We start from the raw sequence: 21,043 nt of genomic DNA, 5'->3' as shown, positions 1-21,043 counted from the left end.
GCGTCGTGAGTGACCTACCGAGCCGGACGCTCGGCGTCGCCTTCTCCGACGGGGACCGCGTGAGTCGGATCGCCGGCGCGATTCTCAGGTCCGACGACGCTCTCGACGGATTGGCTTACGGGGCGTGTACCGTCGGCGGCAGCGACGCCACCGACGCCATCGTCGACCTCGTCGCCGAGTCGGGTCGCGAGGACGTCCGACACCTCTGTCTCGCCGGCGTCGCGCCCGCTTGGTTCAACCTCGTCGACCTCTGCCGGCTCCACGAGGAACTCGACCGTCCCGTTTCCGCGGTGAGCTACGAGGCGAGTCCAGGACTCGAGCCCGCGCTCCACGGGGCGTTCGACGGCGAGGACCTCGCCGAGCGGCTGGCCGTCTATCGGTCGTTGCCGCCCCGGCGGCGGGTCCCGCTCGACGACTCCGGGGCGGCGGATCCGGAGTCCGGCTCGGCGGCTCCCCTCTTCGTTCGCGCCGTCGGCATCGACGACGACCGCGCCGCCGCGATCGTTCGATCCCTCGTTCGCGAGGGGTTTCGCCGGCCCGAACCCCTCCGGGTCGCGTCGATCGCGGCCAGCGCCCACCGGGAGGCGATCCCGGACGACTCGTTACCCCCCTGAGTTCGGTTCGACCTCGACGGTCGTCCGGTGCCACCCCGTCGACCCGCCCGGGCGCGGTCCCGTCCGTTCCTCGGTCTGGACCGTCCCGTCGCGCCGGACCGCGCGGACGATGACGTCGAACTCGCTCCGGTCGGGTGCGTCGAACGCGTACCGCCAGCGGCGCCACGCGTGCGGGGCGATCGGCTCCTCCAGTTCACCCTCGTTCCACGTCTCCCCGCCGTCGACGCTGACCTCGACGCCCGCCAGTTCCTCGATCCCGGTCTCCAACCCGCCGAAGGCGACGCCGCCCACGACGATCCGGTCGCCGTCGCGCTTTCCGGTCCGGACGTACGACATCGTGTTGGCGACCGCCTCCTCGTCCCAGCCGCGGTCCTCCCAGTAGGCCTCGTGGTCGACGCCCGAGACCTCGATCCGCTCTATCCACTTCGTCATCTTCATCCCGTACCGGCCGGGGACGAGCAGTCTGGCCGGGAACCCGTGCTCCGTCTCCAGCGTTCGCTCGCCCATCCCGTAGACGATCAGGACGTCCTCCCGTTCGACGATCCCCATCGGGATCGCCTCGCTGTACCCGTCGGCCGCGTGCGTGACCACGTCGACCGCGCCCTCCGCGGGCCCCGCCGCCGCCACGAGGTCGGACAGCTGGACCCCCGTCCAGTGGGCCGTCCCGATCAGGTCGCCGCCGACCTCGTTGGAGATGCACACCATCGTCGTCGTCTGCTCGAGGCGATCCTCGTGTCCCACGAGGTCGTCGTACGCGAGCGAGTACGGCTCCGCGACCGCGCCGTCGACGTCGAGGCTCCACGCCTCGGGGTCGAGTATCGGCGGGTTCACGTTGACGTCGACGACGTAGTGCTCGGCCGGCGAGGTGACCGCCGGCGGCATCCCGCCGAAGTCGAACGCGGGATCCCCCGTCGGGGGCGAGACCGATCGCTCCAGCGGCGCGCCCACGCGCTCGCTTTCCTCCGGCCCGCCCAGCCGGTCGAACACCAATCGGAGCCCAGCGAGCGGGACGCCCCCGGCGACCGACAGCCCGCCGACGCGCCGGAGGAACCCACGGCGCCCCCGGAGTCGGTCGGTCCGTGGGAGTCCGCGGGCGACGAGCGCCGGCGGTCCGACAGCGACGAGGGTCCCGACGACGAAACCGCCCGAGGGTGTCGCCCCGGCGGCGAGCAGTAGCGGTACGGTCGCGAGGACGGCGACCGCCGCGACCGCGGTGCCGGTCCTCGCCCGGAGTCGCTCCCCGATCGACGGCTTCCCCGCCCGTTCGACCGCGATCGGGACCAGGACCCCGACGGCCGCGCTCGCGGCGACGCCCCCGACGACCAGGGCGGCCACGAGCGTCGGCGTCGCGTAGAACCCGAGCAGATCGATCGCGATCGTCGAGAGCCAGCCGGGCGAGACGGCGATGACCGCCTCGGCGACCGGCTCGATCCCGAACCCGCCGACGAGCGGCGCGGCGGCGAACAGCCCCGCGAGCCACGCCGCGCCGACGACGGCCCCGCCCAACGCCCGGCGGACGACCGTCTCCCGGTCGGGGGCGTCGCTCCCCTCGTCGCGGTCGGCGGGTGTTCCTTCGGAAGGGGTCGGTGGCGGGTCCTCCATCTACCCTATGTTCGGCTGTTAGCACATAACGTGTCGGGTCCGGACACCGCTGAGGTCCGGAAGGAGAGACGTGTGGATCGGCGGATTCGGTCGTGTTCACGTCCATCCGGCGAGCCGTCCGACCAATGTACGGCTATTTGTGTCCCGCCGATCACGCCTTCGGCATGACCGACGTGACCTTCCGCGACCGCGAGCGGATCGCCCGGACCCCGGCTCACGGCGTCGCGCTCGACTGCCTCGCCGCGGGGATCGAGGCCGCGCTCCCGGAGAACGTCGTCGCCGACGCCGTCTCAGTGGCCGGCGGGACCCTCCGCGTCGCCGGCGTCGACGGAACGATTGGCGAGTACGACCTCGACGCGTACGAGACGGTCCGGCTCGTCGGGGCCGGCAAGGCCGCCGAAGGAACGGCGGCCGCGCTCGCGGACCGACTCGGCGACCGACTCGACGGCGGGGTGGTGATCGCCGACGAGCCGGGAGAATCGGAGGAGGAACGTCCGTTCGACGTCCTTCCCGGCGACCACCCGCTCCCGACGGAGCGTGGCGTCGAGCACGCACGACGCATCGTCGATGTCGCGGCGGCCGCCGGCCCCGACGACCTCGTCCTCGCGGTCGTCACGGGCGGCGCGAGCGCGCTCCTCGCCGCGCCGGCCGCCCCCATCGGCGTCGACGACCTCCGTGAACTCACCGACGCCCTGCTCGCCTGCGGCGCGTCGATCGATGAGATCAACGCCGTCAGGAAACACTGCTCGGCGGTCAAGGGCGGGCAGCTCGCCCGGATCGCGGCCCCTGCCACCGTCGTGACGCTCGCCGTGAGCGACGTGGTCGGCGACGACCCCGCCGTGATCGGCAGCGGCCCGACCGTCCCCGACACGTCGACGTACGACGACGCGCTCGCGACCCTGGAGCGCTACGGGATCGACGCGCCGGCGACGGTTCGCGATCGCCTCCGTGCGGGGGCCGACGGCGAGCGTCCCGAGACGCCGGCCGCGGGCGATCCGGCGTTCGACGGGACCCGGACGTTCGTGGTCGGCAACGCGCGGACCGCCCTCGACGCGGCCGCGACTGCCGCGGCCGACCGCGGATACGACGCGGTCGTCCTGGCGGACGACGTGGTCGGCGAGGCCCGTGACGCGGGTCGGGAGCACGCCGCGCTGGCCGAGGCGTGCGTCGTCGACGGCCGTCCGGTCGCCCCGCCCGCGGTGTTGCTCACGGGCGGGGAGACGACGGTGACGCTCACGGGGGGGACGGACGGCGACCCCATCGAGACCGGCTCCGGCGGACCGAACGCGGAGTTCGTCGCGAGCGCGGGGATCGAACTCGAACGCGAGGGGGTGGTCGTCGCGAGCGTCGACACCGACGGGATCGACGGGGCGAGCGACGCCGCCGGCGGGATCGTGGACGCCGCGACGCTCTCGACGCCGGCCGCGCGCGACGCGCTCTCCCGGCACGACGTGGCCCCGCTGTTGGCGGAGGCCGACGCGCTGCTCCGGACCGGCCCGACCGGGACGAACGTGAACGACCTCCGGGCGGTCGTCGTCACGAGGCGGGAGTGACCGCCGACGATCGTTCGGACTTATGTCTCCGGCACTCGCAGTCGAGGCCATGAGCGAGGACGGAGACGGGAACGTTGCGGGCGGCGGCGTCGACGCGGACGGCACGCTCGACGCGGACCTGCGTGTGGGGTCCTGCCAGCGGTGTCCGGCGCTGGTCGAGTCGCGGAGCCGGATCGTCGAGGGCGTCGGCCCGACTGACGCCGATCTGCTCCTCGTCGGCGAGGGGCCCGGCGCGAACGAGGACGAGCGGGGGGAGCCGTTCGTCGGGCGCTCCGGCGACGTCCTCGACGAGGCGTTGCGGGACGCGGGGCTCGCGCGCGCCGACGTTCGGATCACGAACTGCGTGCGGTGTCGTCCCCCGGAGAACCGCGACCCGACGACCGAGGAGTTGGCCAACTGTCGCGGCCATCTCGAGGCGGAGATCGGCGGGCTCGACCCCGAACTGATCGTCACGCTGGGAAAGGTGCCGAGCGAACACCTCCTCGACCGATCGGTGGGGATCACGTCCGAGTCGGGCGACGTCGTCGACGCCAGGATCGGCGGGACCTCCCGGCGAGTCCTGCTGTCGGTCCATCCGGCGGCGACGCTGTACGACCGGAGCCAGCGGGAGGGATTCTTCGAGACGATCGCCCGGGCGGGCGCACTGTGCGGGATCGTCTCGGACGACGACGGTGGCTCCGGCGGCCAGTCGCGGCTCGGCGAGTTCTGACGGTCCGTCGGTCGATCGGATCGAATCCGTGTGAGTATGGTTTTCAGGGGCGATATCGGTGGAAAACATAGAAAACGATTAGTCACGAGAGCGAAACACCCGCCTGTATGTCCGACAACAGGTGGTCGGCGAACCGGCGGACGTTTGTCAAGACAGCGGGGGCGGGCGGCGTAACCGCACTCGCCGGGTGTTCCGGCACCGGTGACATCGGAAGCTCTGCGACGGAAGTGACCTGGGTCATGAACCCGGCCGAAGAGGAGATCGACATTCAGGTCCAGTACCAACCCCTCTTCGAGTACCTCGAGTCGGAAGCCGACGTGGAGATCGTCGAGCAGCCGACCGCGAGTTACTCCGGGACGGCACAGGAGCTCCGTCGTGCGGAGGAGGGTGACCGGATCTTCGCGGACACCTCCCCGGGTGCGGTCGCGCAGATCCCCGAAGAGCTCGACGTGACCGGAATGCGAGTGGCCTACGGCGCGGAACAGTACTTCTCGCTCATCACGACGCGAGCGGACAGCGACATCGAGTCGCTAGCGGACCTCGAGGGCGAGGTCGTCGCGTCCGCGGCGCCGACCTCCGTCTCCGGGACGCTGTTCCCGCTCTTGATGCTCCGACAGGCAGGGTTGGACATCGGCAGCGCGCCGAGCGGCTCGCCGGAGGACTTCGATCTTCGGACTTCGGACCACACGACCGCACGGGAACAGCTCATCGAGGACGACCGGATCGCCGCCGCGGGGACGGGTGCGTTCTCGACGGCCGCACACGTTCCCCAGGAGCAGTTCGACGAGATGTCCCAGGACTTCGTCGACGTTTCCGCCGAGTACGACGGCGCGGGTGAACGCGACCCCGAGCTTCAGCTGCTTGCCGTCTCCGATCCGATCCCGCGAGCACCGATCGTGAGCAACGCCGCGTGGGAGGAGTCCCTCAAGGACGACCTCCGACAGCTGATGATCGACGCCCCGCAGGAGGCGTTCGAACACGACTCACAGGCGGACATCGCCGAGGCGCTCAACGTCGATCCGGAACTCCTCGAGATGGACGAAGAGGAGCTGTCCGAGGAACAGTTACGGGAGGTCGAGCTGGTCTCGGACCACGAACTCTGGTTCAGCGGCGTCGTGGAGGCGACCGTCGAGGACTTCGACCCGGTCGCCGAGCTCGGTCAGGAGCTCGGACTCGACTGGGCGGACCTCTGAGCGACGGTCCGTTCATTCTCTCGATATGACTTACATCGATGTAGACGGTCTCACGAAACGGTTCGGCGACACGGTCGCGCTCGACGACGTGTCCTTCGAGGTCCCCGAAGGAGAGTTCGTCATCGTTCTCGGCGTCTCAGGCTCCGGAAAGTCGACCCTACTACGGACGCTGAGCGGACTGCTCTCGCCGACGGAGGGTTCCATCACGATCGCCGGCGAGCCGATGGTCGATCCGCGTCCCGGGGTCGCGATGATCTTCCAACAGCACAACATCATCGGCGACATGACGGCGTACTCGAACTCGCTCTCCGGCGGCGTCCACCGCTCCGGATTCCTCTCCAGCGTGTTACAGCTACAGGACGACGACGAGAAACATCGCGCGCTCGACGCGCTCGACACGGTCGGACTGCTCGACGAGGCCGAACAGAAGGCGCGAAGCATGAGCGGTGGTCAACAACAACGCGTCGGGATCGCCCGCGCGCTCGTCCAGCAACCGGAAGTTCTCCTCGCGGACGAGCCGGTTGCGAGCCTCGATCCCGGCAGCGCCCAGAGCGTCATGGGATACCTCCGGAGCGCCTCCGAGGACCGAGGGTTGACCACCTTCTGTAGCCTCCACCAGGTGAACATCGCACGGAAGTTCGGCCACCGCTTCATCGGGCTCCGCGACGGGAAGAAGGTGTTCGACGGCTACAGGGACGAACTGACTATCGACGTCATCGACGACCTCTACGGCGACATCGACACCGAGGGGATGTTCGTGAGCGACGACGGAGACGTTGACGCCGACGCCGCGGTCGACGGCGTCGCACAGTCGTGACGAGAACGGAGCTGATACACGAGTGAACACAGATACGACGGAGCAGGACGGGACGATCGAATCGGACGGAGCCGACGACGTTCCAAGCCGCATCACCGAACAGTTCGAGAACATCAAGCGAACGCGTCGCCGCCGGGCGATCGGCTGGACCGGACTGTTCGCGTTCCTCGCGTTCGCGACCCTCCAGGCGTTCGCCGCGACGGAGCTTTTGGACCCGGATGCGCGACTCGGGACCTTCAGGGATTCGCTGACCGGGTTCTTCCCGCTCACCGACTACTTCGGCGTGCTCCCGTTTCTCGACGTCGGGCGATACCTCGAGTTCATCATCCAGGAGAACCTCCTGTACGACCCCGAGATCGGCGGGTTACTGTTCCAGATCCCGCCGAACCCGGTCGACGTCTACGTGTTCTTCTTCCAGGAGCTCGGGATCTTCCAGATCTTCGGCGAGGCCGGGATCACGCTCGCGATGGGATTCGTCGGGACGGTCATCGGGTTCCCGTTCGCGTTAGTGTTCGGCACGCTCGGATCCGAGCGGGTCACGCCGTTCCCGTTCAACTTCATCTTTCGCGGCACGATGTCGTTCATCCGCGCGATCCCGGCGATCATCTGGACGCTCATCTTCATTCCGTTCTTAGGGCTCGGCCCCTCCTCCGCCGCGATCGCGATCGCGTTCGACACGATCGGGAACCTCGGCCGGCTGTTCGTCGACGAGCTCGAAGAGATCGAGGACGGCCCGATCGAGGCGATGCGGACGACGGGCGCGAGCAAGCCGCAGATCGTCTTCTTCGGCATGTTGAGTCAGGTTCGGACGGCCTTCATCGCGTGGACGCTGTACATCTTCGAGATCAACGTCCGGATCGGCGTCACCGTCGGGGTCATCGGCGCGGGCGGGCTCGGCTACGTCCTCACCTCCCAACAGAACCTGCTGCGGTTCACCAACATGATGGCGACGCTGCTCGCGATATTCCTCCTCATCATCTCCGTCGAGCTGTTCAGCCAGCGGCTCCGGTCGCGGCTCCGCTCCGACGACGTCGAGATGAGCATCTGGGAGCTCATCACCGGGTTCCCGAACCGGATGGCGGAGTCGATGCTGAAGTAGGCCGTCCGACGCGTCGTTTCCACCGACCGACTGCCCCAAGGGAAACCGATTTTTCCGTCCCCCTCCGAGGGATGGTATGAGCACCTTCGAACCGCCGGCGGAGACGCTGGCGGACGTCGTCCTCGTCGACTACGGGCTCGGAAACCTGCGGTCCGCCACCCGCGGACTCGAGCGCGCCGGCGCGGCGGTCGAGATCACCGACGACCCCGAGTCGTTCGCCGCGGCCGACGGCGTCGTCCTCCCCGGCGTCGGCGCGTTCCGCGAGGGGATGGAGAACGCCGGCCCGCTGCGGGAGGCGTTGACCGACCACGCCGACGCCGGACGGCCGCTCTTCGGGATCTGTCTCGGGATGCAGATGCTCCTCACCTCGAGCGAGGAGGCCGACCACGAGGGGGAAGGCGAGGTGACCGGTCTCGATCTGGTCCCCGGAACCAACGTCCGGTTCGACGTGGACCGCAAGGTCCCGCACATGGGCTGGAACGAGCTGTCGGTCGAACGCGATCACCCGATCGTCGAGGGAGTCGACGGAGAGTACGCCTACTTCGTCCACTCCTACTACGCCGAACCCGACGACCCGAACGCCGTGGTCGCGACCGCCGACCACGGCGTCGACTTCCCGGCGGTCGTCGCCAACGAGGCGGGCAACGTCTTCGGCACGCAGTTCCACCCCGAAAAGAGCGGGGAGACCGGCCTCCGAATCCTTCGGAACTTCGTCGAGTACTGCGCGGAACGGTAGTCCGACGGCCTCGCCTTACAGCCCCTCGTAGGGGCTCGCCTTCGCGTCCGTGAGCCGATCGACCTGCTCGTCGGAGAGGTCGATCTCGGCGGCCGCGAGGTTCTCCTCGAGCTGGTCGACGGTTCGTGCGCCCACGATCGGGGCGGTGACGCCGTCGCGGTGGGCGAGCCACGCGAGCGCGACCTGCGCGGGAGAGGCGTCGACCTCGTCGGCGACCGCGTCGAGCTCGTCATGGACGTCGAAGTTCTCGGCCGTGAGGTACGCGTCCCGGAACTGGCTCGAGGACGCCACCTTCGAGTCCTCCGGGAGGTCCTCCTCGCGGTCGTACTTGCCCGTCAGGAAGCCCTGTCCGAGCGGGCTCCACGGGCAGACCGCGAGCCCCTGCTGGCGGGCGAACTCGAGGTAGTCCCCCTCGACCTCGCGGTCGACGAGGTTGTACCGCGGCTGGAGCACGGTGAACGGCTCCCATCCCTCGGCGCGGGCGATCTCGTTCGCGCGGGCGACCTTCCAGGCGTTCGGTCGGTGCGTCGACGCGCCGAGGTAGTGGACCTTCCCGGACTCGACGAACCCGTTGAGCGTCTTCATCATGTCGCGGGCGTCGGTCGCGTCGTCCCAGCGATGGATGTAGAGCACGTCGACGTAGTCGGTGCCGAGCCGGTCGAGCAGCGCGTCGAGGCGGTGGCGGAGGTTCTTGCGGTTCGTCCCGCGGCTGTTGGGGTCGTCGTCGCGGATCTGCCAGTAGATCTTGGAGGCGACCGTGTAGCGCTCGCGGTCGCGCCCTTCGAGCCAGTCGCCGATCCACTCCTCGCAGGTGCCGCCGCCGTACACGTCGGCGGTGTCGACGTAGCGCCCGCCGGCGTCGGCGTACGCGTCGAGGAGCTCGTGGGCTCGCTCCTCGCCGATCTCTATCTCGCCCGCCTCGTTCTCCTTGCCGAACCGCCAGGTGCCGAACTGGAGCTCGCTGGTGTACAGGCCGGTGCCGTCGAGCTTCACGAACTCGAGGTCCATCTCGTCGAGCGTGGACGTCATCGGTTTGCCGTTCGGGCTCTCGAGCCAAAAGCCCGGAGAAAGCGGCGATGGATGTTCTCGTGGTCCGGAAGCTCCGCGCTCTAGAGGAGCCCCGCGAGCACCGTGTTGAAGCTCACGCCGACGACGACGCCGATCGTGACGACCGTGGTCGCGTAGATGACCAACAGCCGGCGCTCGAACAGCTTGTTCAACAGGATCAGGTTCGGGATGCTGATCCCCGCGCCGCCGATGACGAACGCGATCACCGTCCCGATCGGGATCCCCGCCTCGGTGAGCGAGTGGGCGATCGGCAGCATGCCGCTCAGGCTCACGTAGATCGGCGCGCCCGCGAGCGCCGCGAGCGGCGTCGCGAGCGGATTCCCCGGTCCCGCGACCCGTTGGAGCGCCTCCGCGGGGATCGCCCCGTGGATCAGCGCCCCGATGGTCATCCCCAGGAGGAGGTACGGGAGCGTGTCGCGGAAGAACGACAGCGCCCCGCGGCCGGCCGCCGAGACCCGTTCGCCGTGGGTTCGCGAGGAGGTGGTCGCTCCGCCGCAGCCACAGCCGGACGTCGCCGTCCCGCCGTCGGTCGCCACCTCCCGCCCGCCGGCCGTGATCCGGACGTCCTTGACGTAGCGGTCGAGGTCGAGCGTGCCGACGATCAGTCCGCCCACGATCGCACACGCGAGCGCCGCGACGACGTACGCGACCGTCACCGCGGGGCCGAAGAGCCCGAACAGCAGCAGCACCGCGATCCAGTTGACGATGGGCGAGGCCAGAAGGAAGGAGAACGACATGCCGACGGGCGCGCCCGCACCCAACAGCCCCGCGAGCACGGGAACGGTCGAACACGAACAGAAGGGCGTCACCGCCCCCAAACCCGCCGCGAGGACGTTTCCGCTGCCGTGGTCCCGCGAGCGGAGCAGCGTCTCGACGCGCTCGGGCGGGAGGTACTCCTGGGCGAGGCCGACGAGGAAGGAGGCGCCGAGGAAGAGCGGCGTGAGGACCACCGCGAGGTGGACGAAGTACTCCCAGGAGTCGGCGAGTGCCGCCTCGGTGCCCGGCGGGATCACCGTTCCTCCCCCAGCGCGGCGGCCAGGTCGATCAGCTGGAGGCTCGCGGTGTCGGCGATGCGGTAGTGGGTCCACTTGCCGTCCTTGCGCGTCCGGACGATCCCCGCGTCGCGGAGCTTCCGGAGGTGGGTGGCCACCGTCGACTGCGGCGCGTCGAGGACGGCCTCCAGGTCGCAGGCGCAGAGCTCGCCGTCACGGAGCGCGTGGACGACCGCGAGCCGCTTCTCGTTCGCGAGCGCCTTGAACACCGCCTCCTCGTTCGCGACCGTCTCCGGATCGGGTCGACGATCGTCGATGACCGATCCCTCACAACAGGCCTCCTCCTCGAGCCGTCCGAGCGTCGCGCTCGCCGATCCGGTTCCGTCGCGTTCGCCGTTGGATTGATTGGACATGTTCGATGAGTTCTCTCGAGTCGTTCGTTCCGTCACGCCTCGTCCTCGCCGGAGTCGGATCCTACCTCCTCGATACGAACGTCACAGCAGCTTTCGTCCGTTTCACCGTCGCCGAACAGCCGGTTGAGTATCGACATACATATTGGTATATCTCGATTTAACTTTAGTGTTGTGGTCGTTTCTCCCTCGGTAGTCGGTTCGTTAGCAGTCTCGGCCTTATCCGTTCATACCTGCCGTACACTACATCGAACATTCTCGATAAGCCGTATTCGGAGGATCACTCTCGAAGGGCCGTTCTCGAAGGATCGCTTCGGTCGGCCGTTTCGGCGAACCGTCCGCGGTGAGTCGTCGCGATCGACTCCCGGCGATCCGTGGGCGTTCCTTCCTCCCGGCGGCGACTACTTCTCGTCGGGCTCCGCCGCGAGCGCGTCGTCGCGCAGCCTTCGGCAGCGCTCCCCGTCGACGGTGAGTTCGGGGACGGGCGTCGGCGACCCGTCCGCGTCGACGGCGACGAAGACGAAGTAGGAGTCCGTCGTCAGTTCCCGGTCGCCGGTTCGGGGCGACTCGCGGAACGCCCGGAGACGGACGCGTACGCTGGTCCGGCCGGCGGCGTACGCGTACGACTCGATCACGCAGGTGTCCCCCTGCGGGATCGGGCGCTTGAAGTCGAGCTCGCTGATCTTCGCGGTGACGCACGTCTCGCCGGCGTGGCGCATCGCCGACATCGCGCCGACCTCGTCCATCCACTTGACGACGTTGCCCCCGTGCGCGGACGCGTAGTTGTTGGTGTGGGTCGGCTGGACGCGCTGGCGGTTCTCGATGTGGGTGTCGCTGACGCTCGGCATACCGCGAGGAGGGTCGGCAGCGGCAAAGCCCCGTCGTCCGTCGCGCCGGTTCCCCGCGCGCCGTCATCCGCCATCGTCGCGTTCGCCGCCGCGGCCGCTGCCCCTCTCAATCGCCGGCGGCGGTCGCGTTCGCCGCCCCGGTCACCGCCTCGGCGACCTTCTCGATCGGGTGTGGCGGCGTCGACTCCCCGTCGCGGTCTCCGAGCTGCGAGCGACAGGACGCGCCCGGCGCGGTGGCCGTCTCCCCGGGGCTCTCCGCCACCTGGTCGAACAGGATCCGACCGATCGCCTTCGAGAGGTCGTAGTGCTCGGACTCGTAGCCGAACGAGCCGGCCATCCCGCAACACGAGGAGTCGAGCGGGTTCACCTCGTAGCCGGCGCGTCTGAGCACGCCGACCGCGTGGTGGTCCTTGTCCGTCGCCTTCTGGTTACAGTGGCCGTGATAGGTCAGCGATTCGGCCGGCGCGTCGAACGTCAACCGGTCGTCGACCCGCCCGACGTCGAGGTACTCACAGACTCCGTAGGCGGCCGCCGAGACCGCCCGGACGGCCTCGCCGTCGAGGAGGTCGAGGTACTCGTCCTGGAACATCACCGCGTCGGAGGGCTCGACGAAGAGGACGGACGCCCCCTCCCGGACGTGCGGGGCGAGCGCCTCGACGTTCGCCTCGGCTCGCTCGCGGGCCACGTCGAGAAAGCCGGTCGAGAAGGCGGCCCGGCCCGAGGCCGCGAGGTCGTCGGGAACCTCGACGCGCACTCCCGCCGCCTCCAACACCGCGACGGCGGCCTTCCCGGCGGCCGGATAGCTGTAGTTCGTGTAGGTGTCCGGAAAGAGCACGACCGTGTCGGTCGCGTCCGCGGGAGGGATCGTCGAGCCGCCACGCGACGCGAACCACTCCTCGAAGCTCTCGGAGCGGAACGTCGGCAGCTCGCGGTCGGGCGCGATGCCGACGAGGGCGTCCATGAGCCGTCGGGTCCCGGGGAGCTTCGTCGCCGCGTTCGACAGCGGCGCGAGCGTGCTCCCGATCGCCGAGAGGCGATCGATGTCGCGGAAGAGCCGCTCGCGGAGCCCCGCGCCCTCCGTCTCGTGGTGTTCGTGTTTCACCTCCGCCTTCAGCTTCGCGAGGTCGACGCCGGTCGGGCAGTCGCTCTTACATCCCTTACACCCCACACAGAGGTCGAGCACCTCCGACTGGAAGCGGTCGGAGTGGATCTCGTCGTCGTCGAGGTCGCCGCTGATGGCGGCCCGGAGCATGTTGGCCCTCCCACGCGTCGTCTGGATCTCCTCGCCGGAGGCGCGGTAGGTCGGACACATCACGCCCGAGTCGGTCTCCCGGCAGGTGCCACAGCCGTTACACAGCTCCACCAGGTGGGAGAACCCGCCCTCGTCGTCGAAGTCCAGCGTCGTTTGCGGCTCGATCGACTGGTACTCCGCCCCGTAGCGGAGGTGTTCGCGCATGTCCGTGTCCGCGGCGGTCTCCGGATAGCCCCGCTCGGCGGCGGTCTCGTCGTCGACGTAGACGACCTTCCCGGGGTTCAGCCGCCACTCGGGGTCGAACGCCGACTTGAGCTCCTGAAACGCGCTCCAGAGTTCGTCGCCGTACATCTTCGGGTTGAACTCGGTGCGGGCGAGTCCGTCGCCGTGCTCGCCCGAGAACGCACCGTGGTGTTCCAACACGAGATCGGTGACGTCCTCCGAGATGGAGTGCATCCTCTCTATCCCCTCCTCCTCCTTCAGCGAGAGGATCGGGCGGATGTGGAGGGTGCCGCTCCCGGCGTGTGCGAAGTACGCCGCGGAGGTGTCGTGCGCGTCGAGCACGTCCTCGAACTCGCCGACGTACTCCGCGAGCTCCTCGGGCGGCACCGACGCGTCCTCGATGAACGGGTACGGCTTCGGGTCGCCCTCCATGCTCATGAGGAGCGGGATGGCCGCCTTCCGGAGGTTCCAGAGGTCGGCCTGTTCCGACTCGGCGTACGCCTCGATGACGTCGAAGGCGTCGCCTCCCTCGAGGAAGCGTGCGTTCGTCTCGGCGACCGCCGCCTCGAAGTCGTCGACCAGCTCGGAGTCCCACTCGAGCATCAGCGCCGCCGCGGCGCGGTCGGGGATCGGCTCGGCGTACTCCGCGAACTGCGGGGAGCCCGCCGCGAGCCCGAACACCTCGTCGTCCATCAGCTCGACTGCGCTCACCGGGAACTCGAGCGCCTCCGGGACCGCCCGCATCGCCGCCTGAAGCGAGTCGAAGGGGTACAGCGCCAGCGCCGTCTCCTCGGGGCGGGTGACGAGCGACACCTCCGCCTCGACGACGACGCCGAGCGTTCCCTCCGCGCCGACGAACAGCTTCGAGAGGTTGATGACCTCCTCGCCCGCGTCGTTCTCGTAGACGACCTTGTGGAGGTTGTACCCCGAGACCGACCGCTTGAGCGTCGGGTACCGTTCCTCGATCTCCGCCTCGTGCTCCTCGACGAGCCCGCGCACCGTCTCGTAGAGCGCCGCCTCCCGCTCGCCGCCCTCCTCGCCCGCGACGATCGCCTCGTATTCGGGCGAGTCGAGGACGACCTCGCGGGTGTGGATGAGCGAACCGTCCGCGAGCACCACCGTCAGCTCCTCGGTGTAGGCGTCGGTGATCCCGTACCGGACCGAGTGTGCGCCCGTGGAGTTGTTGCCGATCCCGCCGCCGACCGTCGCCCGCGCGGAGGAGGCGGGATCGGGCGCGAACTTCAACCCGTCCTCCGCGAGGCGGTCGTCGAGGCGGTCCTGGACGACGCCCGGCTCGACCACGGCGCGGCGGTCGTCGGGACGGACCGCCACGATCCCGTCCATGTGTCGCGAGAAATCGAGGACGACACAGCCGGGTCCGACCGTCTGGCCGGCGAGCGAGGAGCCCGCGCCGCGCGCGAGCACGGGCACGCCGTGGTCGGCGGCGACCCGCATCGCCTCCCGGACGTCCTCGACCGACCGCGGCGAGACGACGCCCGCGGGGCGCGCCCCGTAGATGCTGCCGTCGGTCGCGTACAGCACCTGTGCGTACTCGTCGAACTGGACCTCGCCGTCGACGCGCTCGCGGAGGTCCGACGCGAGCGCCCGGTAGGCGGGCACGTCCGGCCGGTCGTGGCCGAGCGCCGCCGCCGACGTGTCGAACGCGAACTCCTCGCCCTGCGCCGGATCGGTCGCCATACCCTACCTGGGCGTCGACCGACGAATAAAACATTCGTTCATGATGATCGTCGTGGGCGGTCGTTCCGGACTGGGGGTCGGCGGTCGGCGGCCAGTCGGTCGCGGAGAGTCCCGGCGTCGGCCTCACCCCCGACGGACCGCGACTCCGGAGTAGCCGCAGCCGTCACACGAGAGCGTCTCGCGCGCGCCGAACGCGTACGTCGACAGCGGGTTCCCGCAACGCGGACAGGGGTCGCCGCCGGCGAGCGGCGGGGCGTACTCGACGTCCGCGACGACGACCCGGACGCCGATCTCGTCCTCGACGGACTCGTCGACCGCGCCGCCCCAGATCACGTTCGCGTCCGCGTCGATCCGCTCGCGGACCGCCGCGATCGCGTCGGTCGCGGCGGCGATGCTGGTCTCCGGATCGACCACCACGTCGACGAGCGCGGCGCTCGCGTCCGCGGGATCGACGCCCTCCGGCAACCGATCGAACGCCTCGTCGACCGCGAGCGCGGGCGCGTCGCGGTCGGCGGTCGGGGACCCGTCGGTTCCCGCCGTTCCGATCCCCACCGCGGCGATGCCGATCGAGAGGGCGGTCCGGGCGTCGGCCAGATCCAGGTTGACGAAGCCGGGGCGTTGCACCGCCTCGAGGAACGTCCGGATCGCCTCCACGGGACCTCCCTCTCCGGCGAGTAGCGTCGCGTCGACTCGTCGGCGTACCGCCGCCAGCGACTCGGGAGCGACGCCCGCCGGGGCGACGGCGACGATGAACGCGTCGAGCGCGCCGAGTTCGTCGAGCGCGTCGTGCACCCGATCCGCCTCAAGGGACGAACCCACGACGACCAGCACGGCGGCGACCGCATCGGGCTCGATGGCGTCGTGATCGTCGGCGTCTCCGCTCCCGCCCTCCCCGAGGAGCTCCCCGATCGTCGCGGTGCGAGCGCCGGGGAACCTCCCGGGGGGAACGCCGGCGTCCCCGCCGATCCCGCAGACGACCACGGAGCCGTCGAGCGCGGCGGCCCGCCGCCTGAGGTCCTCGCCCGAGAGCATCTACCGCTCCGGTTCCGCCCCCGACGACAAACCTCTTCGGGCTCTGACGTCCCGGATCGATGGCCCGCGGATCGCCGCGTTTCAGCGGGCTGAAATTACATGTCAGTAAAGGAGAATAGTTATGTCGGATCGTCGGACTCGAGTCGATCAGACGAGCGCAGAGACGTGACGAGTCCCACCCTGCGGATCGGCGGCGGCTCCGAGGACGACGACGCCTCGGTTCCGGCGCCGGTCCCGCCCGACGACCCCGAAGCCTGGTACGCCCCGGACGTCCGCGCGCAGTACGAGTCCGCGCCCGGCGTCGTCGCGACGATCCGCGAACGCGACGGCGGCCGGTTCGGCTACGACGTCCGCGAACCGCCCCTCTCGCCGGCCGACGAGCGCGCGCTCCGGACCGTCCGCGACCACTTCTCGGCGGCCCGCGGGCGTCGGCCGCTCACCCGCGCCGGCGCGGTCGAGCGCGCCGACGCGGGGTTCGAGCCGAAGTACGAGCGGGTGCTCGATCGCCTGCTCTCGGCGACCGCGGCCGCTCGCCGCCGGATCGACCACCACGCGCTGTGTGAGCTCCGGCTGTTCGGCGACCTCACGCCGGTCGCGCTCGACGGCCGGATCGAGGTCGCCGACGTCGGCGACGACCGCGAGCTCGTCGTCCACACGGACGCGTTCGCCCCGCTCGAGACGGGGATCGACGCCGACGCCGAGTACGTCGAGCGCGTCGCCGGCGAGCGGCTCGCGCGGTACGCCGTCGAGTTCGCCGGCTACCCCGTCGACGTGGTGATCTACCGCGAGCGGCTGCTCGGATCCGACGCCTTCGAGACCAAGTACGCCGCGCTCGAGCCCGACCTCCTCCCGGGCGACGAGGCGCTGATCCGCGACTGCGAGCGCCGGATCTGGGAGACTCCCGTGGATCGACTGATAGACGACCGGACCGCGTTCGTCGCCGAGCACGCTCGCCGGTACCTCTCGCGCCGGCTCGCCGGCGGTTCCTCCCCGCGGGGATGGGTGGCGACCGTCCGCGACCGCGCCCGGCGCGTCCTCGCCGATCGAGGCCTGGTTACCCCGAGCGTCGATCCGACGTACGCCGCCGATCGACTCGACGACCTCGTCTACTACGTGCTCCGCGACTTCGTCGGCGAGGGCGTCCTCACCGTCCCGATCCGTGACCCGCATCTGGAGGACGTCGAGGCCAACCGCGTCGGCGAGCGCGTGAAGGTCGTTCCCCGTCCCGCGGTGCTGTCGGGGGCGGCGAGCGGGAGCGATGCGGCGGCCGACGGGGACGCCGACGCGATGGCTCTCGGAGGCCACGCGATGGCCGGAAGGGCCGGCGGAGGGGTCGGTGGAGACGACGACGCCGTGGCCGGAGGTGATGCCGCCGCGGACGACCGGCGCGGGCTCGATCCGCTCGCCGGCGTCGGCCGGATCCCGACGAACCTCGCGTTCACGGACGAGTCGCGGTTCGTCGACGTCGTCACGCGACTGGCGGCCCGCGACGGCGTGGAGCTGAACGCCTCGACGCCCTCCGCGAAGGTCAACCTCGACGTCGACGACGTCCCGGAGACCGTCCGGTGTGCGGTCGCGCTGCCGGTCATCTCCGCGGACGGCCCGCACGTCTCGATCCGGAAGCAGGCCGCCGACCCGCTGACGCCCGTCGACCTGATCGCCCGCGACGCGCTCTCGACTGAGCTCGTCACCCTGCTTTGGCTGTTGTACGAACACCGCGGCGTCGTCCTCTTCGCGGGACCGACGGGGGCGGGCAAGACGACGCTGATGAACGCCCACATGCCCTTCATCCCCTTCGACGACCGCCCGATCTCCATCGACGAGGGCTCCCGCGAGGTGCGACTCCCCCACGAGACCGGCGTGGCGCTGACGACCCGCGACCACGAGAACGATTACAAGGCGGTGAGCATGGCGACGCTGATGACGGAGGCCAATTACCTCAATCCTGACGTCGAGGTGATAGCCGAGATCAACACGCCCGCCAGCTTCGAGACGTTCGCCGAGACGGTGAACACCGGCCACGGGGTCGTCGGCACCACGCACGCCGCCGACGTGGAGACGCTCGTCAATCGCGCGATAGAGCGGGGACTCCCACCGTACCTGCTCCGGGAGGTCGATCTCGTGGTCTTCCCGCGACAGGTCGGCGGGGACCGGTACGTCGCGCAGGCGGTCGAGCCGCTCTCGCCCGCCGAGTACGACGCGCTCGATCCGGCCGCGACCCGGAGCCGGACCGGCGACCCGAAACACGGCGGGGCCGGCGTCGTGGAGCGCGACGACACGGCCATCCACTACAACACGGTCGCGTGGCGCGACCCCGCGGGCGGGTTCCGGATGGACGGCGCGCCGACTGCTGACGCCGCGGGCTCGTATCCCGACGGCGGCAGGCGGCTCCACGCGCTTGCGCGCCTCGCCGAGCGGACCGACCGCGACCTCGACGCGGTCGAAACCGAGTTCGCCGCCAAACACCGGTACGTGGAATACCTCGTCCGCGACGGTCTCACGGACTTCGACGAGCTGTTCGAGTTCCTCGCCGACCTCCGGGCCGACGAGGCCGCGACCGTCGAACGCGCCGCGCGATCGATGCGACACGCGAGCGGTCCCGGCGGACCGGCCGAGGAGGACGACGGCGACGCCCGACCCGGAGGCGCGCCGTGAGCGGCGACACGCGGGGATCGGCTCGCGTCGAACGGGAGACCCGAACCGGAGCCGGCGACGCGCGATCCTCCGGACCCGCCGGGCTCGAGGGATTCGACGGGCTCGCCGGATTCGATCGGGTCCTCCACGCGCTGTTCGCCCGGCACGCCGACGACCGTCGCCACGACGTCGATAGACAGCGCTACCGCGGGGCGGACCCGTCGACGGACTTCGAGACGTACCTCGCGCGGACGTACGCGCTCTCCTGGGTCGTGGGTCTCGCGGCGGCCCTCCCGGCGGTTCTCCTCGCGAGCGCGGTCGCTCCCGAGGTCTCGACCGCCCTCGCGGACGGCCTCGATACGCGCGTGTCGCTCGCGGTTCCCACGCCACCCCCGGTCGCGCTCGCGGTCGGTCTGTCGGCGGTCACGGGCCTCCTCGCCAAGCGGGCGACGGTCCATGCCGGCGGGCTCTACCTCCGGTGGCTGGTCTCCGCGCGCCGGGCGCGGATCGAGCGGACGCTCCCCGGAGCGGTCCGGTACCTCGACGCGCTCTCCTCGGGGAGCGACGACGCTCGAACGCTCGTGGCCAAGGTCGCCGAGAACGACGCCTACGGCGGCGCGGCCGTGTCGTTTCGGAAGGCGCTCAACGCGGCACGACTGACGGGGAGTCTCGACGCCGGGCTCCGCCGCGTCGCCCGCGACACGCCCTCGCGGGACCTCCTCGCGCCGTTCCTCCTGAAGTTCCGCCAGCACGTCTCGGCGGGCGACGAGGCGCTCGCGGAGTTCCTCCGCACCGAGAGCCGCCTCCTGGCGCATCGACAGGAACACGCCCGGACGCGGGCCCGGCGATACCTGAAACCGATCGCGGAGCTGTTCGTGTTCGTGCTCGTGTTGCCCGCGCTGCTCGTCGTCGCCGTCACGGTGACGAGCGTGTTCGCCCCCGACCTCTCGCGGCTGGTCGACACGCCGGTCGGTACCGTCTCGCCGCGAGCGGTCGCCGTCTACGCGTCCGTCGGGTTCCTGCTCGCGGTCGGACTCGTCGGCATCGCCGCCACCGGTGCGCTCCGCCCCGTCGACTCTCGCACGAGTTACCGCCGTCCGGGGAGCCTCCGCGGAGTGCTCGCGTCCGCGCCGTCGAACCCGGCCAGCGCGTCGCTCGTCGCGGCCGTCCCCGCGGCGGCCGTGGCCGTGGCTCTCGCGTACGCAGGGTACCCGCTCGTGAACGTCTCGCTTCTGGCGTACGTCGCGTTCGCGCTCCCGGTCGGGCTGGTCGCTGCCCGGCGCGGACGGATCGACGACGCGAAGGACCGCCGGGTCGCCGACTTCGTCTACGCGGTCTCCGCGCACGCCTCCGTCGGCCGCCCGTTTCCCGAGGCCGTCGCGACCGCCGCCCGCGAGACGGACCTCGGAGTGTTGACCGACGACGTCGCGGACCTCGCGTTCAACCTCTCGCTGACGACCGCCGCCGAGGGTGCATCCGACGCGGACGACGCCGACCCGACCGTCGCCCCTCGTGACGCCTCCGCCGCCGGCAGCGACGTGCGTGTCGTGGCGCTCGACCGGTTCGTCGACCGCGTCGGGACGCCCCTCGCCGTCCGGACGATCGGGCTGGTCGCCGGGGCGTTGAACGCCGGGAGCACCGTCGACGAGGTGTTCGAGACGCTCCAGGTCGAGGTCGACCGGCTGACCCACGAGAAGCGTGCGCTCCGCGAGGCGATGCGCCGGTACGTCGTGGTCGGGTGGGTCGCGGCCCTGTCGGTCGGCGCCGCCGTCGCCGCGATCAACGCCGGCGTGATGGAGACGGACCGTCTGCTCGCGCTCGCGGCGGCACTCGACGCACCGTTCGATCCGGCGATCGTCCACCCCGAACTGGAGCGGTTCCGTCTCTACGTGGTCGCGCAGGCGACGATGCTCGCGTCGGGCTGGTTCGCGGGGGCCGCCGCGCGCGGCAGGTACGGGGCGCTCCTACACTCCGGCGTGCTGGTGGCGGCCTGTTACGTCGGCTTCGTCGCCGTCGGACAGATCTGAGCGCCCGAGCGGTCGTGTCGACTGTCGGCTCGGACGCCCCCGCCCTCACGGATCCATCGGCCGCTCGACGCGAGTCGTGAACCGCTCCGGATCGAGCCGGTAGAACGCGAAGGTCACCTCGCTCGTGGGCTCGCCGAAGACGTCGACGATCGGTATCCTGCCGGTTCGCTCGAGTCCCTCGATGGTCTCCTCGGCCACGCTCTCGTCCGTCGTCGACACCAGTCGGCCGCTCGCGACGACGCTTCGCCAGCGACCGTCGTCCTCGCCGTAGGTCACGAACGTGGCCTCGCGGTCGTCGAGTTCGCCCTTCGTTCGATCCGGGCCGACCGAGAGTCGGAAGTAGAGAACGGACTCCATCGGGTCGTACCCGTAGGAGACCGGGACGCTGTGTGGCGGCTCGTTCCCGGGCGTCGCGAGCGAGATGACGCCGGTTCCGGACCGTCCGAGGAACTCGTCGCGCTCGTCGTCGTCCATGCGGACCGCGTCGATGTCGCCCATACCTCGTCTACGGCGCGTGTCACCATATACCTCCGGCAC

The 21,043-nt window shown here is 70.4% G+C and carries 17 protein-coding genes; 9 read left to right on the top strand and 8 right to left on the bottom strand.

Annotated elements, in window-relative coordinates; genetic code table 11:
• Positions 1-5: 5 nt before the first annotated feature.
• The gene (locus tag OKW78_RS07920; RefSeq protein WP_281194647.1) at positions 6-614 is read left to right on the top strand and encodes a DUF99 family protein; all 609 of its coding nucleotides are present in this window, start codon (positions 6-8) and stop codon (positions 612-614) included.
• Here the strand turns inward: OKW78_RS07920 and OKW78_RS07915 are convergent.
• Positions 603-2,216, bottom strand: a complete 1,614-nt coding sequence (locus OKW78_RS07915) for a molybdopterin-dependent oxidoreductase (RefSeq protein ID WP_281194646.1) — start codon at positions 2,214-2,216, stop codon at positions 603-605. The genes OKW78_RS07920 and OKW78_RS07915 overlap by 12 nt on opposite strands.
• A gap of 164 nt (positions 2,217-2,380) precedes the next feature.
• Between OKW78_RS07915 and OKW78_RS07910 the strand changes: the two genes are divergently transcribed.
• The 6 genes from OKW78_RS07910 (at position 2,381) to hisH (ending at position 8,323) form a co-directional block, all read left to right on the top strand.
• The gene (locus OKW78_RS07910) at positions 2,381-3,769 is read left to right on the top strand and encodes a glycerate kinase (protein WP_281194645.1); all 1,389 of its coding nucleotides are present in this window, start codon (positions 2,381-2,383) and stop codon (positions 3,767-3,769) included.
• A gap of 49 nt (positions 3,770-3,818) precedes the next feature.
• Positions 3,819-4,478 (top strand): uracil-DNA glycosylase family protein, encoded by a 660-nt coding sequence (locus OKW78_RS07905; protein ID WP_281194644.1) that lies wholly within the window; start codon positions 3,819-3,821, stop codon positions 4,476-4,478.
• Positions 4,479-4,585: 107 nt separating this feature from the next.
• Complete coding sequence (locus OKW78_RS07900) at positions 4,586-5,671, top strand: PhnD/SsuA/transferrin family substrate-binding protein (RefSeq protein ID WP_281194643.1); 1,086 nt, start codon at positions 4,586-4,588, stop codon at positions 5,669-5,671.
• A gap of 25 nt (positions 5,672-5,696) precedes the next feature.
• Positions 5,697-6,488, top strand: coding sequence for a phosphonate ABC transporter ATP-binding protein (locus tag OKW78_RS07895; protein WP_281194642.1), 792 nt, complete (start codon positions 5,697-5,699; stop codon positions 6,486-6,488).
• Between the two features lie 22 nt (positions 6,489-6,510).
• On the top strand, positions 6,511-7,587 hold the full coding sequence (gene phnE / locus OKW78_RS07890; protein WP_281194641.1) for a phosphonate ABC transporter, permease protein PhnE: 1,077 nt from the start codon (positions 6,511-6,513) through the stop codon (positions 7,585-7,587).
• A gap of 76 nt (positions 7,588-7,663) precedes the next feature.
• Positions 7,664-8,323: an imidazole glycerol phosphate synthase subunit HisH gene (gene hisH / locus OKW78_RS07885; RefSeq protein ID WP_281194640.1), complete on the top strand. Its 660-nt coding sequence runs from the start codon at positions 7,664-7,666 to the stop codon at positions 8,321-8,323.
• Between the two features lie 15 nt (positions 8,324-8,338).
• Here the strand turns inward: hisH and OKW78_RS07880 are convergent, their stop codons facing one another.
• The 6 genes from OKW78_RS07880 to OKW78_RS07855 all read right to left on the bottom strand — a co-directional run bounded on the left by OKW78_RS07880 (position 8,339) and on the right by OKW78_RS07855 (position 15,845).
• A complete protein-coding gene (locus OKW78_RS07880) occupies positions 8,339-9,352 on the bottom strand; it encodes an aldo/keto reductase (protein WP_281194638.1) in 1,014 nt (337 codons plus the stop codon).
• A gap of 80 nt (positions 9,353-9,432) precedes the next feature.
• On the bottom strand, positions 9,433-10,404 hold the full coding sequence (locus OKW78_RS07875; RefSeq protein WP_281194637.1) for a permease: 972 nt from the start codon (positions 10,402-10,404) through the stop codon (positions 9,433-9,435).
• Positions 10,401-10,796 carry a metalloregulator ArsR/SmtB family transcription factor gene (locus tag OKW78_RS07870; protein WP_281194636.1) on the bottom strand — a complete coding sequence of 132 codons (396 nt, stop codon included), beginning with the start codon at positions 10,794-10,796 and terminating at the stop codon, positions 10,401-10,403. The genes OKW78_RS07875 and OKW78_RS07870 overlap by 4 nt, the downstream gene beginning before the upstream one ends.
• 398 nt (positions 10,797-11,194) lie before the next feature.
• Positions 11,195-11,641 carry an acyl-CoA thioesterase gene (locus OKW78_RS07865; protein WP_281194635.1) on the bottom strand — a complete coding sequence of 149 codons (447 nt, stop codon included), beginning with the start codon at positions 11,639-11,641 and terminating at the stop codon, positions 11,195-11,197.
• Between the two features lie 106 nt (positions 11,642-11,747).
• The gene (locus OKW78_RS07860; RefSeq protein ID WP_281194634.1) at positions 11,748-14,813 is read right to left on the bottom strand and encodes an FAD-binding and (Fe-S)-binding domain-containing protein; all 3,066 of its coding nucleotides are present in this window, start codon (positions 14,811-14,813) and stop codon (positions 11,748-11,750) included.
• A 123-nt stretch (positions 14,814-14,936) separates the two neighbouring features.
• Complete coding sequence (locus OKW78_RS07855; RefSeq protein WP_281194633.1) at positions 14,937-15,845, bottom strand: zinc finger domain-containing protein; 909 nt, start codon at positions 15,843-15,845, stop codon at positions 14,937-14,939.
• A 165-nt stretch (positions 15,846-16,010) separates the two neighbouring features.
• On the opposite strand from OKW78_RS07855, the gene OKW78_RS07850 reads away from it, so the two are divergent.
• Together OKW78_RS07850 and OKW78_RS07845 are read left to right on the top strand one after the other, a co-directional pair.
• Positions 16,011-18,500, top strand: a complete 2,490-nt coding sequence (locus OKW78_RS07850) for an ATPase, T2SS/T4P/T4SS family (protein ID WP_281194632.1) — start codon at positions 16,011-16,013, stop codon at positions 18,498-18,500.
• A complete protein-coding gene (locus OKW78_RS07845) occupies positions 18,497-20,506 on the top strand; it encodes a type II secretion system F family protein (RefSeq protein WP_281194631.1) in 2,010 nt (669 codons plus the stop codon). Before OKW78_RS07850 ends, OKW78_RS07845 begins: the two co-directional genes overlap by 4 nt.
• Positions 20,507-20,551: 45 nt before the next feature.
• Here the strand turns inward: OKW78_RS07845 and OKW78_RS07840 are convergent, their stop codons facing one another.
• Positions 20,552-21,004 carry a pyridoxamine 5'-phosphate oxidase family protein gene (locus OKW78_RS07840; protein WP_281194630.1) on the bottom strand — a complete coding sequence of 151 codons (453 nt, stop codon included), beginning with the start codon at positions 21,002-21,004 and terminating at the stop codon, positions 20,552-20,554.
• Positions 21,005-21,043 lie beyond the last annotated feature (39 nt).

The organism is Halorubrum sp. F4, assembly GCF_027257195.1.
Taxonomy (GTDB): Archaea; Halobacteriota; Halobacteria; order Halobacteriales; family Haloferacaceae; genus Halorubrum.
Note: the sequence above shows the minus strand (reverse complement) of the source record. Positions and strands in the feature narration are given on the sequence as shown.